At 60.4% G+C, this 14,694-nt stretch carries 11 protein-coding genes, 1 tRNA gene and 1 pseudogene; 3 read left to right on the top strand and 10 right to left on the bottom strand.

Features of this window, described 5'->3' with window-relative positions; translation table 11 throughout:
• Positions 1–634 precede the first annotated feature (634 nt).
• From KXR72_RS12235 to rpsU, 5 genes and pseudogenes are all read right to left on the bottom strand, one after another.
• A pseudogene (locus KXR72_RS12235) lies at positions 635–961 on the bottom strand (PAAR domain-containing protein); the annotation flags it as partial.
• Between the two features lie 298 nt (positions 962–1,259).
• Positions 1,260–1,336, bottom strand: a tRNA-Ile gene (locus KXR72_RS12230).
• A gap of 120 nt (positions 1,337–1,456) precedes the next feature.
• Positions 1,457–3,313, bottom strand: a complete 1,857-nt coding sequence (gene rpoD, locus KXR72_RS12225) for an RNA polymerase sigma factor RpoD (RefSeq protein ID WP_437421381.1) — start codon at positions 3,311–3,313, stop codon at positions 1,457–1,459.
• Positions 3,314–3,380: 67 nt separating this feature from the next.
• Positions 3,381–5,309 carry a DNA primase gene (gene dnaG, locus KXR72_RS12220; RefSeq protein WP_437421380.1) on the bottom strand — a complete coding sequence of 643 codons (1,929 nt, stop codon included), beginning with the start codon at positions 5,307–5,309 and terminating at the stop codon, positions 3,381–3,383.
• A 138-nt stretch (positions 5,310–5,447) separates the two neighbouring features.
• On the bottom strand, positions 5,448–5,663 hold the full coding sequence (rpsU, locus tag KXR72_RS12215; RefSeq protein WP_003283508.1) for a 30S ribosomal protein S21: 216 nt from the start codon (positions 5,661–5,663) through the stop codon (positions 5,448–5,450).
• Positions 5,664–5,859: 196 nt separating this feature from the next.
• Here rpsU and tsaD point away from each other — a divergent pair, with 196 nt between their 5' ends.
• Positions 5,860–6,885, top strand: a complete 1,026-nt coding sequence (tsaD, locus tag KXR72_RS12210; RefSeq protein WP_437421379.1) for a tRNA (adenosine(37)-N6)-threonylcarbamoyltransferase complex transferase subunit TsaD — start codon at positions 5,860–5,862, stop codon at positions 6,883–6,885.
• Between the two features lie 10 nt (positions 6,886–6,895).
• Here tsaD and plsY read toward each other — a convergent pair whose 3' ends face one another.
• Positions 6,896–7,465 carry a glycerol-3-phosphate 1-O-acyltransferase PlsY gene (gene plsY, locus KXR72_RS12205; RefSeq protein ID WP_437421378.1) on the bottom strand — a complete coding sequence of 190 codons (570 nt, stop codon included), beginning with the start codon at positions 7,463–7,465 and terminating at the stop codon, positions 6,896–6,898.
• A 75-nt stretch (positions 7,466–7,540) separates the two neighbouring features.
• Between plsY and folB the strand changes: the two genes are divergently transcribed.
• Positions 7,541–7,894: a dihydroneopterin aldolase gene (gene folB, locus KXR72_RS12200; protein WP_437421377.1), complete on the top strand. Its 354-nt coding sequence runs from the start codon at positions 7,541–7,543 to the stop codon at positions 7,892–7,894.
• The gene (gene folK, locus KXR72_RS12195; RefSeq protein ID WP_437421376.1) at positions 7,885–8,430 is read left to right on the top strand and encodes a 2-amino-4-hydroxy-6-hydroxymethyldihydropteridine diphosphokinase; all 546 of its coding nucleotides are present in this window, start codon (positions 7,885–7,887) and stop codon (positions 8,428–8,430) included. Before folB ends, folK begins: the two co-directional genes overlap by 10 nt.
• On the opposite strand, the gene KXR72_RS12190 is transcribed toward folK, so the two are convergent.
• From KXR72_RS12190 to KXR72_RS12175, 4 genes are all read right to left on the bottom strand, one after another.
• Positions 8,427–9,617 (bottom strand): multifunctional CCA addition/repair protein, encoded by a 1,191-nt coding sequence (locus KXR72_RS12190; RefSeq protein ID WP_437421375.1) that lies wholly within the window; start codon positions 9,615–9,617, stop codon positions 8,427–8,429. The genes folK and KXR72_RS12190 overlap by 4 nt on opposite strands.
• An 85-nt stretch (positions 9,618–9,702) precedes the next feature.
• The gene (locus KXR72_RS12185; RefSeq protein ID WP_437421374.1) at positions 9,703–11,256 is read right to left on the bottom strand and encodes a SpoVR family protein; all 1,554 of its coding nucleotides are present in this window, start codon (positions 11,254–11,256) and stop codon (positions 9,703–9,705) included.
• A gap of 10 nt (positions 11,257–11,266) precedes the next feature.
• A complete protein-coding gene (locus tag KXR72_RS12180; protein WP_437421373.1) occupies positions 11,267–12,538 on the bottom strand; it encodes a YeaH/YhbH family protein in 1,272 nt (423 codons plus the stop codon).
• A 96-nt stretch (positions 12,539–12,634) separates the two neighbouring features.
• Positions 12,635–14,557, bottom strand: coding sequence for a PrkA family serine protein kinase (locus tag KXR72_RS12175; protein ID WP_437421372.1), 1,923 nt, complete (start codon positions 14,555–14,557; stop codon positions 12,635–12,637).
• Positions 14,558–14,694: the final 137 nt, after the last annotated feature.

Genomic DNA, 14,694 nt, shown 5'->3' with positions numbered 1-14,694 from the left:
TGATAAACCATGACTCTACTTTGCTGGGAAGAGTAATCCCTGATACCTGGTCGCTAGGGGAGTCGTAATCGAGCAGGGCGTTCTCGCTGTCTCGAAGACTGGCCAGCGAGATCCAGTCAATCGCGGATATCCGGTCTCCTGCCGCCGTGTCGCTGAAGTTCTTCGGATTCCGGCAGTCGTAGCTGGGCTTGATGTGTAGCTGCCCGATTGTGGTTTCCCCCGTTTCCCATAGATCGATGATCGCTTGGGCATAAAGATCAGGGCGATCCTTCAGCAGCGCGTAGAAGAAAGCTGCAGGCCCGCACAGGCTGGTCTCTTGCTGGTTCGGCTGAGGGGTGATTCTTTCCTGAGTCGACACATACTGCCCTTGGGATCTCGCCAGGCGTACTCGTAGCTGCTCTATGACCTTGCTCTTCTCGAACGGGTCACTGGCTGTACCCATTGGATGTTCGGAGTCGTTGAAGACGCGACGGTTAGAAATTGAGCACTCGAAGTCGTCAAGGATCTTTTCGGCAGCTGCCGATCGATCAGTCGCCGACGCAGGCCGCGTAATGCTGCCGGCGGGCTTTGCCGGTTGGGCCGCAAGAGGGGCGGCAGAAGACTGCCTCGTTGGCACTGCCGCTGTCGCAACCGGGGTTGCATTTAGCACTGACGGGCTTGGTGCTGTGAAGGGGGCGGCTACTGGGCTGTCACCGATGATCACGCTGCCGGAGCCGCCGATGATCAAACTCCCATGGCCACCCGTACTTCCAAGTGTCGCAGCCGGCAGGCCGTTGATCAGTACTGTGCTTGCTACAGCGCCCACTATTGGGCTGCCACAGGCTGACGTATCGCTCATCCGTGCGGCCGGCAGGTTATCGAACAAGACGTCCGGGGAACCCGTTGCGATGGGGTTTGTGCCATGGCCAGGCACTGGGCAAGAGATGGGGTCAGTTTGGCGAGCCGCCGGTTTTCCGCTCATGGTGTTGCTCCCTGTTTTCGTACGCGAATCCTACGCGTGTCGTCCCGCCCAGCTTTTGTCGCCTTCGCTAAATTGTGGCAATGATCACTGTCTCCTTTAGGCATCTGGCAGAGCGGGTAGTAGTCGCGGCAGGCCACGATGCCATTTCTCCGGGATCTGACCGATTAGCCCCGCATTATGGTTTCGCCTTGCTCGCCGACGTCCCTAAGCTTGGCCAAGAAAGCAGTACCCGTAAAAATATTTTCGGACCAGAAAAGAAAAGGCCAGCTCGAAAGCTGGCCTAAGTCCTTAACTTTATTGGTGGGCCCACACGGACTCGAACCGTGGACCAAAGGATTATGAGTCCTCTGCTCTAACCAACTGAGCTATAGGCCCCCAGAAGGCCGGCGGATTATACCGGCGAGGGGAGGGAGCGCCAACAGACGAGGGCGTGTTCTGGGCATATAAACAAAGAAACCCCGGCCAGAGCCGGGGTTTCTTTGATGCCGACGCCGTTTACTCGTCGAGGAAGGAGCGCAGATGCTCGCTTCGCGTCGGATGGCGCAGCTTGCGCAGTGCCTTGGCCTCTATCTGACGGATTCGCTCACGAGTGACATCGAATTGTTTGCCGACTTCCTCGAGGGTGTGGTCGGTATTCATGTCGATGCCGAAGCGCATGCGCAGTACCTTGGCTTCACGTGCGGTGAGGCCGGAGAGGACTTCGCGAGTCGCTTCCTTGAGGCTCTCCACGGTGGCGACGTCGATCGGCGACTGCATGGCAGAGTCTTCGATGAAGTCGCCCAGGTGCGAATCTTCGTCGTCACCGATCGGTGTTTCCATGGAGATCGGCTCTTTGGCGATCTTCAATACCTTGCGGATCTTGTCCTCAGGCATTTCCATGCGTTCGCCCAGCTCTTCCGGCGTCGGTTCACGACCCATTTCCTGCAGCATCTGACGGGAAATACGGTTGAGCTTGTTGATCGTCTCGATCATGTGGACCGGGATGCGGATGGTCCGCGCTTGGTCGGCAATGGAGCGAGTAATCGCCTGGCGAATCCACCAGGTGGCGTAGGTCGAGAACTTGTAGCCGCGGCGGTATTCGAACTTGTCCACCGCCTTCATGAGGCCAATGTTGCCTTCCTGGATCAGATCGAGGAATTGCAGGCCGCGATTGGTGTACTTCTTGGCGATGGAGATAACCAGGCGCAGGTTAGCCTCGACCATCTCTTTCTTCGCGCGGCGAGCTTTGGCCTCACCGATCGACATACGACGGTTGATGTCTTTGATGTCAGCAATGGTCAGCGCGCAACTTTCCTCCAGAGCGAGCAGCTTTTCCTGGCAGCGTTGGATATCGTCTTTACGGGCAGCGATGGCGTCGGCGTACTTGGCCTTGCCGTTGGCGAGCTGGTCAGCCCAGCCTAGGTCTGTCTCGTTGTTCGGAAACTGACGCAGGAAGTCGGCACGCGGCATGCGGGCGTCACGCACGCAGATCTGCATGATGGCGCGTTCCTGGGCGCGCACTTGGGCAAGAGCGTCGCGTACCCGTTCGACCAGCGCATCGTACTGCTTGGGAATGAGCTTGATCGGCATGAACAGCGTTGCCAGCTCCAGCAAGGCGTCGTTGGCCTGTGGGCTGCCACGGCCATGCTTCTTCAGCGCAGTCTTGGCGGCTTCGAGCTGTTCGGCAACCGCGCCGAAGCGGACGCGAGCGACTTCCGGGTCCGGACCGCCATCGCCTTCTTCCTCTTCGCTGTCGGAGTCGTCCTCGTCCTCGTCGTCCTTTTCATCGTCGGACGATTTGGCAGAGGAGGTCTGCGGCGTAACCGGCTCAACTTCCTGTGGTGCGGCAGCGCCGTCATCGTCAGGGTCGATGTAACCGCTGAGAATGTCCGACAGCCGGCCGCCTTCGCTGGTAACGCGGTCGTAGTCGGCAAGGATGCTGTCGACGGTGCCTGGGAAGTGGGCAATAGCGCCCATGACTTCACGGATGCCTTCCTCGATGCGTTTGGCGATCTCGATTTCGCCTTCACGGGTCAGCAGCTCCACGGTGCCCATTTCACGCATGTACATGCGCACTGGGTCGGTGGTGCGGCCGATATCGGTCTCGACGGCGGCCAGGGCCGCGGCGGCTTCCTCAGCGGCGGCTTCATCGGTATCGGCTTCGGCCAGCAACAGGGCATCGGCATCCGGGGCAACCTCGAATACATTGATACCCATGTCGTTGATCATGCGAATGATGTCTTCCACCTGTTCCGGATCGGAAATATCCTCCGGTAGGTGGTCATTGACCTCGGCGTAAGTCAGGTACCCCTGCTCACGACCACGCTGGATCAATTCTTTGAGACGAGACTGCTGTTGCGCTTTTCCGGACATATAACCCTATCCACTGACGGTTCTGGCGGGCTGAAAACAAGCTGAGCATTATAGCTGAGCAAGGACCTCACGCGCCAGTTGAGGTCGATATAGCGGTTGCCGAGCCGCGGCTCAGCAGGTTGCGTAGCTGGTCTTTCTCCTCCGCGCTGAGTTCACCCTGGCGCGCTTTGCGCAGCAGTATTTCGAGGCTGCGCTCGCGTTGTCGGGCGGCTAGGGTGTTAATGGTGTCGAAAAACTGCTGTTCAAGGTTATCGGCCGATATCAGCCATTCTTTCTCTGCCAGGGCGCGTAAAAGACGCCCTTGATCGGTTCCATGCCAGCGAGCAATCAGCTGCAGGCTGCGCAGCTTAGGATTCTTCTGCAGCGTGCCGAGCAGCGCGACGAGTAGCTGGGCATAGGTGTCGTCTTCCGCGGCGAAATGGCTGACGTCTTCTACCTTTTGCGCAAGCTCGGGATGGTGAAGCAGGGTGCGCAATGTGGTTAGCGTCGGCGGTTCGACCGTAGCGGGCTTTCGAGCTGCGCGTGGGGCAAAGTCTGGACGCTGGCCCGGCTTTTTCCAGTCCTTTTTCCACTCTTTCTTACTGCCTCGCTTCTGTGTGGGCTCCGCTGGCGCATAGAAGCCGGAATCGTCATAGGCTGAGCTGGTGTCGTAATACGCGCTGTCGTCGAATTCTGTCGTCGTGCTGGGTGCGGGGTTCGGCAGTTGTTGTAAGGCTTCACCTTGGAGGCCGGTGATTTCGCTGAGGCGCTTACGCATCAAGGCGCGAAGGTTATTGCCGGGAATCTTTTCGATGAGCGGTGCGGCGAGGGTGGCCAGGTGGGCCTTGCCCTCGAGCGAGCGTGGGTCCGCTTCCTCGCTCAATTGCTGGAAGAAATAATCTGCCAGCGGTTGGGCTTGCTGCTGGATGCGTGCAAGAAAGGCATCGGTGCCTTCGGCGCGTACCAGGGTGTCAGGATCTTCACCCTCAGGAAGGAACAGGAAGCGGGCGCGGCGACCATCCTGCAGATTCGGCAGCGCCGCTTCGAGCGCGCGCCACGCTGCCTTGCGACCCGCACCGTCGCCGTCGAAGCAGAACAGCACGCTCGGCACGAGGCGGAACAGGCGCTTGAGGTGTTCGTCGCTGGTGGCGGTGCCGAGTGTCGCGACGGCGTTGCGCAGGCCTTGTTGGGCCAGGGCGATCACGTCCATGTAGCCTTCGACGACCATGATTTCATCGAGGTCGCGATTCGCTTTGCGCGCCTCGTACAGGCCATAGAGTTCCTGGCCCTTGTGGAAGACGGGCGTCTCCGGAGAGTTCAGGTATTTGGGTTTGTCGTCCCCCAGGACGCGCCCGCCGAAGGCGATTACACGACCGCGGCTATCGCGAATCGGAAACATCACCCTGTCGCGGAAGCGGTCATAGCTGCGGCCGGTTTCCGCGTTTTCGATCAAGAGGCCGGCGTCGATCATCGCCTTTTGTTGAAGGCTGTCGCCGCCCAGGTGTTTCATCAGGTTGTCCCAGCCGGGCGGGGCGAAGCCGAGCCCGAAATCGCGCGCGATGATGCCGGACAATCCGCGCCCCTTGAGGTACTCGACCGCGGCCTTGCGGGCCGGGTGGCTCTTGAGAGCCTGCCGGTAGTATTCGGCAGCCGCCTCCAGTAGCGGGTAGAGCGGCGAGTCGACCGGTTGGCGGGGTTTACGCCCCGGGCCGCTTTCCTCGCGAGGCACCTCCATGCCGGCGCGCTTGGCCAAGTCCTCGACGGCCTGGGGGAAATCCAGCTTGTCGTGGTCCATGATGAAGCCGAGCGCGTTGCCGCCCGCGCCACAACCGAAGCAGTAATAGAACTGCTTGTCCGGGCTGACGCTGAAGGAGGGCGTCTTTTCCTGGTGAAAAGGGCAGCACGCCGTGTAGTTCTTGCCGGACTTTTTCAGCTGGACGCGCGAGCTCACCACTTCGACGATGTCGGAGCGATTGAGCAAGTCGTCAATGAAGGATTGGGGAATCAGGCCGGCCATAGGGGTATGACAATACGCTCGCGATGTTCGGGCCGGAATGAAAAAAACTCCGACCATTCGCCGGTCGGCGAAGCGGAGTTCATCTAAAATGCAAAGCCCGGCAAACGCCGGGCTTGATGCAGCTTCAGCTGTACGAGATCAGTACAGGCGAACGCTACGGCGCTGCTCGCGCTGGACTTTCTTGGCGTGACGCTTAACTGCGGCAGCGGCTTTACGCTTGCGCTCGGCAGTAGGCTTCTCGTAGAACTCACGGCTGCGAACTTCAGCCAGTACACCGGCTTTTTCGCAAGAACGCTTGAAGCGACGCAGGGCTACGTCGAATGGTTCGTTCTCTTTGACTTTAACGTTGGGCATCCAGGACGTACCTTCACTTGTTTACCGGTTACAACGCGCTTCGGCAAATCCGCGAGCACGCTGGTTTTAAGGGTTGCGGATGTTAACGCCTTGCTGCCGGGATTGCAAAGCCCCCCGATCGAAAAGCGCTGGTCGGTCGCGGGCCGCGGCGATTATGATGCGCGGCTTCTTTTGTTTCCATAAATAGGTTGTGCCCATGCTGGTTCTAGGGCTTGAAACGTCCTGCGACGAGACCGGTGTCGCGCTCTTTGACAGCGAGCAGGGGCTGCTCGCCGATGCGCTGTTCAGCCAGATCGACCTTCATCGCGTATACGGCGGTGTGGTGCCAGAGCTGGCCTCGCGTGATCACGTCAAGCGCATGCTGCCGCTGATCAGCCAAGTGCTCGAAGAGGCCAAGCGCGACGCGAGCCACGTCGACGCCATTGCCTATACCGCTGGACCGGGCCTGGTCGGCGCACTGCTGGTTGGCGCTTCCTGTGCTCAGGCGATGGCCTTCGCCTGGGGTATTCCAGCGGTGGGTGTCCATCACATGGAAGGGCACCTGCTGGCGCCGATGCTAGAAGCACAGCCGCCTGCCTTTCCGTTCGTCGCGTTGTTGGTCTCGGGTGGCCATACCCAATTGGTCCGGGTAGATGGCATTGGCCAGTACGAGTTGCTGGGGGAGTCCATCGACGATGCGGCGGGCGAGGCGTTCGACAAGACCGCCAAGCTGATGGGGCTCCGCTATCCAGGCGGGCCTGAGATCGCCGCGCTAGCCCAGCGTGGGACGCCGGACCGTTTTGTCTTCCCCCGGCCCATGACCGACCGCCCAGGCCTTGATTTCAGCTTCAGCGGGCTGAAGACCTCTACGCTGACGACCTGGCAGCAATGCCGCAGCGCCGGCGATGACGGCGAGCAGACCCGCTGCGACATTGCGCTCGCATTCCAGCAAGCGGTGGTGGATACCCTGACCATCAAGTGCCGACGTGCGCTTCAGCAGACCGGCCTTAAGCGCCTGGTCATCGCTGGCGGGGTCAGTGCCAATCAGTCGCTGCGCGAAAGCCTGGAACAGATGCTCGGTGAACTGAACGGGCAGGTGTTCTACGCACGGCCCCGTTTCTGTACCGACAACGGCGCCATGATCGCTTATGCCGGTTGCCAGCGGTTGCTGGCCGGCCAACAGGACGGGCCGCAGATTGCTGTCCAGGCACGCTGGCCAATGGAGACGCTAGCCGCGATTTGACGGGTGTTTTCTAGAAGTGCCGTTCGCGCCCGGCATGGAGGTCACGCAGATTGCTGCGGTGCCGCCAGACGATCAGGCATGACAGCAACGCTATCGGCATGAGCGCGTCCGGCTGTCGCCACGCCAGCAACGGGAGGCATAGTGGCATCGCGACAAGGGCGGCGACCGAGCTGGTACGGGTCACGCGAATGGTCAGCAGCCAGGCGCCAATCGCCAACAGCGCGGCGGGAGAGTAGAGGCCCAGCAGGGTGCCAGCAGCTGTAGCGACGCCTTTGCCACCGCGAAAGTGAAAGAACAGTGGATAAAGATGTCCAACCACCGCCGCCAGGGCGATCCAGGCCTGCTCTGCGACTGACAAGCCCAGTGACCGGGCCAGCAGTATCGGCAGCAGCCCCTTGATGATGTCCCCGATCAGGGTGGCGATGGCCATCCGCTTGCCCGCCAGTCGCAGCATGTTGGTGGCGCCGGGGTTGCCCGAGCCGCTGGCGCGTGGATCGGGCGCACCGGTCAGACGACTGAGTACAATGGCGAACGACAGCGAGCCGAGCAGGTAGGCGAACAGCGTCAGTTGCCAGAACATGGCATCCATCCGGGGCAGCGAGCCCTAGAGTCTAGCGGCAGCGCGATGCCTTGTCGTGCGGCGGGAGAGAGTGGCGTGGATAGGGTTTTCATCGAAGGGCTGGAAGTGGATACGCTGATCGGCGCGTATGACTGGGAGCGCGGCATTCGACAGTGCCTGCGTCTGGATCTGACACTGGGGTGGGATATTCGTCCCGCCGCCGCCGGCGATGATCTGGACAAGGCGCTCGACTATGCAGCCGTTACCCAAGCGATCGACCGATTCGCCGAGTCGTCTCGCTTCGAGTTGGTCGAGACCTTTGCCGAACGCCTCGCGGCTACGCTGATGAGCGAGTTCGGCATCCCCTGGCTGCGCCTGCGGGTCACCAAGCCGGGCGTGAATGCGCGCGCGTCGGCGCTGGGTGTGGAGATCGAACGCGGATGCCGCTGATCCCCGTGCTGCTCGGCCTGGGCAGCAATGCCCGTCGCGAGCACAACCTCAATGCAGGGCTGGATGCGCTCGCCGGCTTGCTCGTGGAAATGCGATGTTCGCCGGTGTTCGAAAGCTTGGCGGTGGGGTACAAGGGCGAGAACTTCTTCAACCTGGTGGTATCAGGTCGCACGACGTTGCCATTGATGGAACTGGATCGGCGGCTGAAATTCATCGAGGCCGACAACGGCCGCTACGCGCCTGAGCGCAAGGGCCTGCCGCTGGACATCGACGTGCTGCTCTACGGTGAGCAGATCGGCAATTTCCATGGGCTGGAGTTGCCCCGCCCGGAAATCCTGAAGAACGCGTTCGTGCTCTGGCCACTGGCGTTGCTGGAGCCAGAGGGACGTGACCCCCGGTCAGGGCAGACCTTTACCGAGCTGTGGCAGCTGGCAGGTATCGATCAGTTGCTTTGGCCCGTGCAGTTTCAGTGGGGCGGCACCGAGCTGACGCCGGCCGCGTTACTCGACGCTTATCCGCCTCCGCTGGCCGTCTAGGCGCGACTGGCATCGCCAGCGCTGCAGCTTGCGTGAAAAATCTCGATGGCTTCGAGCCGCGCGTGTTTGAGCGCTTCGCCTAATGCGGCGCCGGTCAAACCCCTTTCTATCAGTGGTTTGACCTGGACGCCCCGTGCGGCTTCGGCGGCTGCGTACAGGTAGGCGGTACCCGGATTCCCGTCGGTCAAGCCGAAGCGGCCGCGGGCGATCATGTCGCAAGCCGCAAGGAATTGTTCGAAACGCTCTGGGCGGCGGTAAATGTCGAAGTGTTGGAGCAGGTCGAACAACGCTTGAGGTTCCAGCTCCGTCGCTATCCGCGCCGCTGGCTGAAATTGCCCGACCAGCTGTGACAGCTCCTGGCAATCGCGTGGAGCCTTGAATCGATGGTTGAGGGCGTCGATGGCCTCCATCGGATCCCCAGCGAGGGAGTTGTCGCCGAGCGGGTGAAGCAGGCAAGCCCAGCGGACTGCAAGCGGCTGATCTTGCACGGCGCACAGGCGGAGCGTCGCGAGCAACCCGGGCGCGACGTCGCTCGGAGCATGTTCCAGCAGTGCGTCCAGTGCCGGGAAAAGTTCGCTCAGGGCATGGCAGTCACGCAGGACTTGAACGAAGACATCAGGACGCGGCTCCATCAGCGCGCGGGCGATTTCTTTCCAGCTGCGCTCGGGCGTCAATGCCTGCAGTTCGCCTGAGTGAGCCAGTCGCCGCATAAGAACAAGCGTGTCCGGCGCCACCCGAAAGCCCAGCTCGGCATAGCGCGCGGCGAAACGCGCCACCCGAAGAACCCGTAATGGATCTTCAGCGAAAGCCGGGGAAACGTGGCGGAGCAGTCGTGCTTCAAGATCGGCCTGCCCACCGTAGGGATCGATCACCTGTCCGTGGTCATCTTCGGCCATGGCGTTGATGGTCAGGTCGCGACGGGTCAGGTCCTCTTCCAGCGTTACCTCCGGGCTGGCGAAGAACGTGAAGCCACCATACCCGCGGCCACTCTTGCGTTCGGTGCGGGCCAGCGCGTACTCCTCGCCGGTACGTGGGTGCAGAAACACCGGAAAGTCCGCACCAACCGGGCGAAAGCCCTGCGCCTGCATTTCCTCTGCGCTGGAGCCGACCACTACCCAGTCGACTTCGGTGACCGGGCGCCCCAGCAACCTATCGCGAACCGCGCCGCCTACTTTGTAGATTTGCATGCCTTCCTCCGTTGGCGCGGAGGATAAACGATGGTGCTGGGAACGCGAACCGCCACCGAGCCTGCCGACCCGGCGGCGCGAGGCGTCAGATCGGAGGCAGCGTCAGGCTCATGCCGGCGAATCGACCTTCAGGCTCGGCGTCCGCCCGGGGCGGCATGTGGTGGGTCGTGACGACCTTGTCGTCCTGCATCGATTGCAGGTGGACGTCAAAGCCCCAGAGCCGGTGCAGGTGCTTGAGCACCTCGTCCGTCGAGCTGCCAAGCGGCTTGCGATCGTGCTGTTGGTGGCGCAGCGTGAGGGAGCGATCACCGCGCCGGTCCACACTCCAGACCTGCACGTTGGGTTCTCGGTTGCCAAGGTTGTACTGCGCCGCAAGCAATTCGCGAATGGTGTGGTAGCCGCCTTCATCATGGATTGCCGGAACGAGCAGCTCGTCCTTGCGGTCGTCGTCCAGAATGCTGAACAACTTGAGGTCGCGGATCACCTTCGGCGAGAGGAACTGCAGGATGAAGCTCTCGTCCTTGAAGTTGTTCATGGCGAATTTGACGGTGGTCAGCCAGTCGCTACCAGCAATGTCGGGGAACCAGCGTTTGTCTTCCTCGGTGGGGTTCTCGCAGATCCTCCGGATGTCCTGGTACATCGCGAATCCGAGGGTGTAGGGGTTAATTCCGCTGTAGTAAGGGCTGTCGAAGCCGGGCTGGTAAATGACGCTCGTGTGCGACTGGAGAAACTCCATCATGAAGCCGTCGGTGACCAAGCCTTCGTCGTAAAGGTCGTTAAGCAGGGTGTAGTGCCAGAAGGTCGCCCACCCTTCGTTCATGACTTGGGTCTGGCGCTGAGGGTAGAAGTACTGCGCAATCTTGCGGACGATCCGCACGATTTCCCGCTGCCAGGGTTCGAGTAGCGGAGCGTGCTTCTCGATGAAATACAGGATGTTTTCCTGCGGTTCAGCCGGGAAGCGATGATCGGCGTGGTGTTCGTCCTCCTTCTCGCCAAACCGAGGGATGGTGCGCCACAAGTCGTTGATCTGCTTTTGCAGATGCTCCTCGCGCTCCTTCTGCCGGCGCCGTTCCTCCTCAGCGGAAATGGGATAGGGCCGCTTGTAGCGGTCGACGCCGTAGTTCATCAGGGCGTGGCAGGAGTCGAGCAGGTCTTCCACCGCATCGATGCCGTGGCGCTCCTCGCATTGGGTGATGTACTGCTTGGCAAAAACCAGATAGTCGATGATCGAGCTGGCGTCCGTCCAGGTGCGAAACAGGTAGTTGCCCTTGAAGAAGCTGTTGTGCCCGTAGCTGGCGTGGGCGATGACCAGCGCCTGCATGGTGATGGTGTTTTCTTCCATCAGATAGGCGATGCAGGGGTCGGAGTTGATCACGATTTCGTAGGCCAGGCCCATCTGCCCGCGCGTGTAGGACTTTTCGGTGCTCAGGAAATGCTTGCCGTACGACCAGTGGTGATAGCCCAGCGGCATGCCGACCGAAGCGTAGGCGTCCATCATCTGTTCGGCCGTGATCACTTCGATCTGGTTGGGGTAGGTGTCTAGGGCGTAGCGCTCGGCGATGCGGCCGATTTCACGGTCGTAGGTGCGGATCAGGTCGAAGGTCCATTCCGAGCCGGTGGAGATGGGCTGTCGTTTCATGATGCTTACCTCAGCTGGCCATGCGCCGCTGGAAGAGTTCGCGAAACACCGGATAGATGTCGCCGGCGGTCACCAGTTGCTGCTGGGCGAACGAATCACCAAAGGCTTCGGCGACCTGGTTGTATTCGTACCACAAGGCCTGATGCTCACGAGGCGTAATTTCGACGTAAGTGAAGTATTGGACGAACGGCATGATCTGGTTGATCAGGATGTCCCGACAGATCGGCGAATCATCGTTCCAGTTGTCGCCGTCCGAAGCCTGGGCCGCATAGATGTTCCATTCGTTGACCGGGTAACGCTCGGCCATGATCTCCTGCATCATCTTCAGCGCGCTGGAGACGATGGTGCCGCCGGTTTCGCGCGAGTAGAAGAACTCCTCTTCGTCGACTTCCTTGGCGCTGGTGTGGTGGCGGATGAACACCACTTCGATCTTGTCGTAGTTCCGCTTGAGGAACAGGTACAACAGGATGAAGAAGCGTTTGGCGATGTCCTTGGTCGCCTGCGTCATGGAGCCCGAGACGTCCATCAAGCAGAACATCACCGCCTTCGAGCTGGGGTTGGGGTGCTTGACCAAGAGGTTGTATTTCAAATCGAAGGTGTCGAGGAAAGGCACGCGGTGAATGCGCGCACTCAGCCGTGCGATCTCTTCCTCGGCGGCCTGGATGTCGGTGAAATTTGCCGGTTCCTCCAGCTTCAGGCGAGCCAATTCCGCTTTGACTTCGCGAAGCTTGGCCCGGCTGCTGCCTGACAGGGCGATGCGGCGAGCATGGGCCGAGCGCAGCGTGCGGATGATGTTGATGCGCGAAGGGTTGCCTTCATTGCTGATGCCGGCACGCACAGTCTTGAAGGTATCCGTCCCGGCCAGGTGCCGCTTGACCAAGTTGGGCAGTTCGAGATCCTCGAACATGAAGTCGAGGAACTCTTCCTGGGTGATCTGGAATACGAAGTCGTCCATGCCTTCGCCGCTATTGCTGGCCTGGCCCGAACCCTGGCCGCCACCGCCGCCCTGTGGGCGAGGGATGCGCTCGCCGGCGATGAATTCCTTATTGCCTGGATGGACGATGGTCTGTCGGCCGCCGCGCCCGTGATGAAGGATGGGTTCGTCGATGTCCCGACCGGGAATGCTGATTTGCTCGCCATGCTCCATGTCGGTGATAGAGCGGCGGCCGACGGCCTCTTCCACCGCCTTTTTGATGTGCCCACGGTATCGCTGCAGAAAGCGCTGGCGATTGACCGTGCTCTTGTTCTTGCCGTTCAGACGGCGGTCGATCACGTAACTCATACGAGCCCTCCGGGCTGAGGCTGAATGCTGGAAGCTGGACGAATATCTTGGCTTTTCGTCCAGCCTCCAGCCTCTAGCCTTGGGCGGCTTAGCGGCTTATTGGGATTTACGTACCCGCAGATACCACTCCGACAGCAGCCGAACCTGCTTTTCGGTGTAGCCGCGCTCGACCATCCGTACCACGAAGTCGTTGTGCTTCTTCTGATCCTCCTTGCTGGCCTTGGCGTTGAAGCTGATGACTGGCAGCAGATCCTCCGTGTTCGAGAACATTTTCTTCTCGATCACCACCCGCAGTTTTTCGTAGCTGAGCCAAGACGGATTCTTGCCGTTGTTGTTGGCACGGGCTCGCAGCACGAAGTTGACGATCTCGTTGCGGAAATCCTTGGGATTACTGATGCCGGCGGGTTTCTCGATCTTTTCCAGCTCTTCGTTGAGTGCCGCACGGTTGAGGATTTCTCCGGTTTCCGGGTCGCGGTATTCCTGATCCTGGATCCAGAAGTCCGCATAGAGCACGTAGCGGTCGAAGATGTTTTGGCCGTACTCGCTGTAAGACTCGAGGTAGGCGGTCTGGATTTCCTTGCCGATGAAGTCGACGTAGCGCGGCGCCAAGTATTCCTTGATGAAGCGCAGGTAGCGCTCGCGCACTTCGGCCGGAAACTGTTCCTGCTCGATCTGCTGCTCCAGCACGTAGAGCAGATGCACCGGGTTGGCGGCCACCTCGTGCGGATCGAAGTTGAACACCTTCGACAGGATCTTGAAGGCGAAGCGGGTCGAGAGCCCGTTCATGCCCTCGTCGACGCCGGCGGCGTCGCGGTATTCCTGGATCGACTTGGCCTTCGGATCGGTGTCCTTCAAGTTCTCGCCGTCGTAGACGCGCATCTTGGAGTAGATATTGGAGTTATCTGGCTCCTTGAGGCGGCTCAGGACAGAGAATTGCGCGAGCATCTTCAGCGTGTCCGGTGCGCAATGGGCCTTGGCCAGCGAGCTGTTGATGAGCAGCTTGTCGTAGATCTTTATTTCATCCGACACACGCAGGCAGTAGGGCACCTTGACGATGTAGATGCGGTCGATGAACGCCTCGTTGTTTTTGTTGTTGCGGAAGCTATGCCACTCCGACTCGTTGGAATGCGCCAGCAGGATCCCGCTGTAGGGAATCGCGCCGAGGCCTTCGGTGCTGTTGTAGTTACCCTCCTGGGTAGCCGTCAGCAATGGGTGCAAGACCTTGATGGGCGCCTTGAACATCTCGACGAACTCCATCAGGCCTTGGTTGGCCCGGCACAGCGCACCCGAGTAGCTGTAGGCGTCGGCGTCGTTTTGCGGGTATTCCTCGAGCTTGCGAATATCCACCTTGCCAACCAGCGCGGAAATATCCTGGTTGTTCTCATCGCCCGGCTCGGTCTTGGCCACGGCGATTTGGTTGAGGATGGACGGGTAAAGTTTGACCACGCGGAACTGACTGATGTCGCCGCCGAACTCCTGCAGGCGTTTGGTCGCCCAAGGCGACATGATCGAGGTGAGGTAGCGGCGCGGGATGCCGTAGTCCTCCTCGAGGATGTCCGCGTCCTCGGCGGGGTTGAACAGGCCGAGGGGCGATTCGAACACTGGTGAGCCTTTGATTGCGTAGAAGGGCACCTTCTCCATTAACTGCTTGAGCTTCTCGGCCAAGGAGGACTTGCCGCCGCCCACTGGGCCCAGGAGGTAGAGGATCTGCTTCTTCTCTTCCAGTCCCTGCGCAGCATGGCGGAAGTAAGACACGATCTGGTCGATGCACTCTTCCATGCCGTGGAAATCTTCGAACGCCGGGTAGCGCCGGATTACCTTGTTCGAAAAGATGCGCGACAGTCTCGAGTCAGTCGAGGTATCGATCAGTTGTGGCTCACCGATGGCCATCAACAGGCGTTCGGCTGCGGTTGCGTAAGTGCCCCGGTCTTCCTTGCACAGATCGAGGTATTCCTGGAGCGAATACTCTTCCTGGCGGGTTGCTTCGAATCGTTGCTGGAAATGGCTGAAAATGCTCATTGACTTCACCTCGGACGATGCTCGGAGCCGGTGTTGTCATCAGGCATTCAGGTACCGGCCGACTATCGGCCTTTGGAGTTCCCCCGAACACCTGATGGTCGAAACCTGAGGCCTCAAGCCGAAATCGGCTTCCATCT

It is taken from the genome of Stutzerimonas chloritidismutans, from assembly GCF_051486945.1.
Classification (GTDB): domain Bacteria; phylum Pseudomonadota; class Gammaproteobacteria; order Pseudomonadales; family Pseudomonadaceae; genus Stutzerimonas; species Stutzerimonas chloritidismutans_B.
This window is presented reverse-complemented; position numbering and strand designations above follow the sequence as displayed.

Excerpts from the sequence above, each read along its gene's own strand:
- KXR72_RS12190 (WP_437421375.1), bottom strand. The coding sequence starts at position 9,617 with ATGCAAATCTACAAAGTAGGCGGCGCGGTTCGCGATAGGTTGCTGGGG.
- plsY (WP_437421378.1), bottom strand. The coding sequence starts at position 7,465 with ATGTTCTGGCAACTGACGCTGTTCGCCTACCTGCTCGGCTCGCTGTCG.
- rpoD (WP_437421381.1), bottom strand. The coding sequence starts at position 3,313 with ATGTCCGGAAAAGCGCAACAGCAGTCTCGTCTCAAAGAATTGATCCAG.
- KXR72_RS12175 (WP_437421372.1), bottom strand. The coding sequence starts at position 14,557 with ATGAGCATTTTCAGCCATTTCCAGCAACGATTCGAAGCAACCCGCCAG.
- KXR72_RS12185 (WP_437421374.1), bottom strand. The coding sequence starts at position 11,256 with ATGAAACGACAGCCCATCTCCACCGGCTCGGAATGGACCTTCGACCTG.
- folK (WP_437421376.1), top strand. The coding sequence starts at position 7,885 with ATGCCGCTGATCCCCGTGCTGCTCGGCCTGGGCAGCAATGCCCGTCGC.
- tsaD (WP_437421379.1), top strand. The coding sequence starts at position 5,860 with ATGCTGGTTCTAGGGCTTGAAACGTCCTGCGACGAGACCGGTGTCGCG.
- KXR72_RS12180 (WP_437421373.1), bottom strand. The coding sequence starts at position 12,538 with ATGAGTTACGTGATCGACCGCCGTCTGAACGGCAAGAACAAGAGCACG.
- dnaG (WP_437421380.1), bottom strand. The coding sequence starts at position 5,309 with ATGGCCGGCCTGATTCCCCAATCCTTCATTGACGACTTGCTCAATCGC.
- rpsU (WP_003283508.1), bottom strand. The coding sequence starts at position 5,663 with ATGCCCAACGTTAAAGTCAAAGAGAACGAACCATTCGACGTAGCCCTG.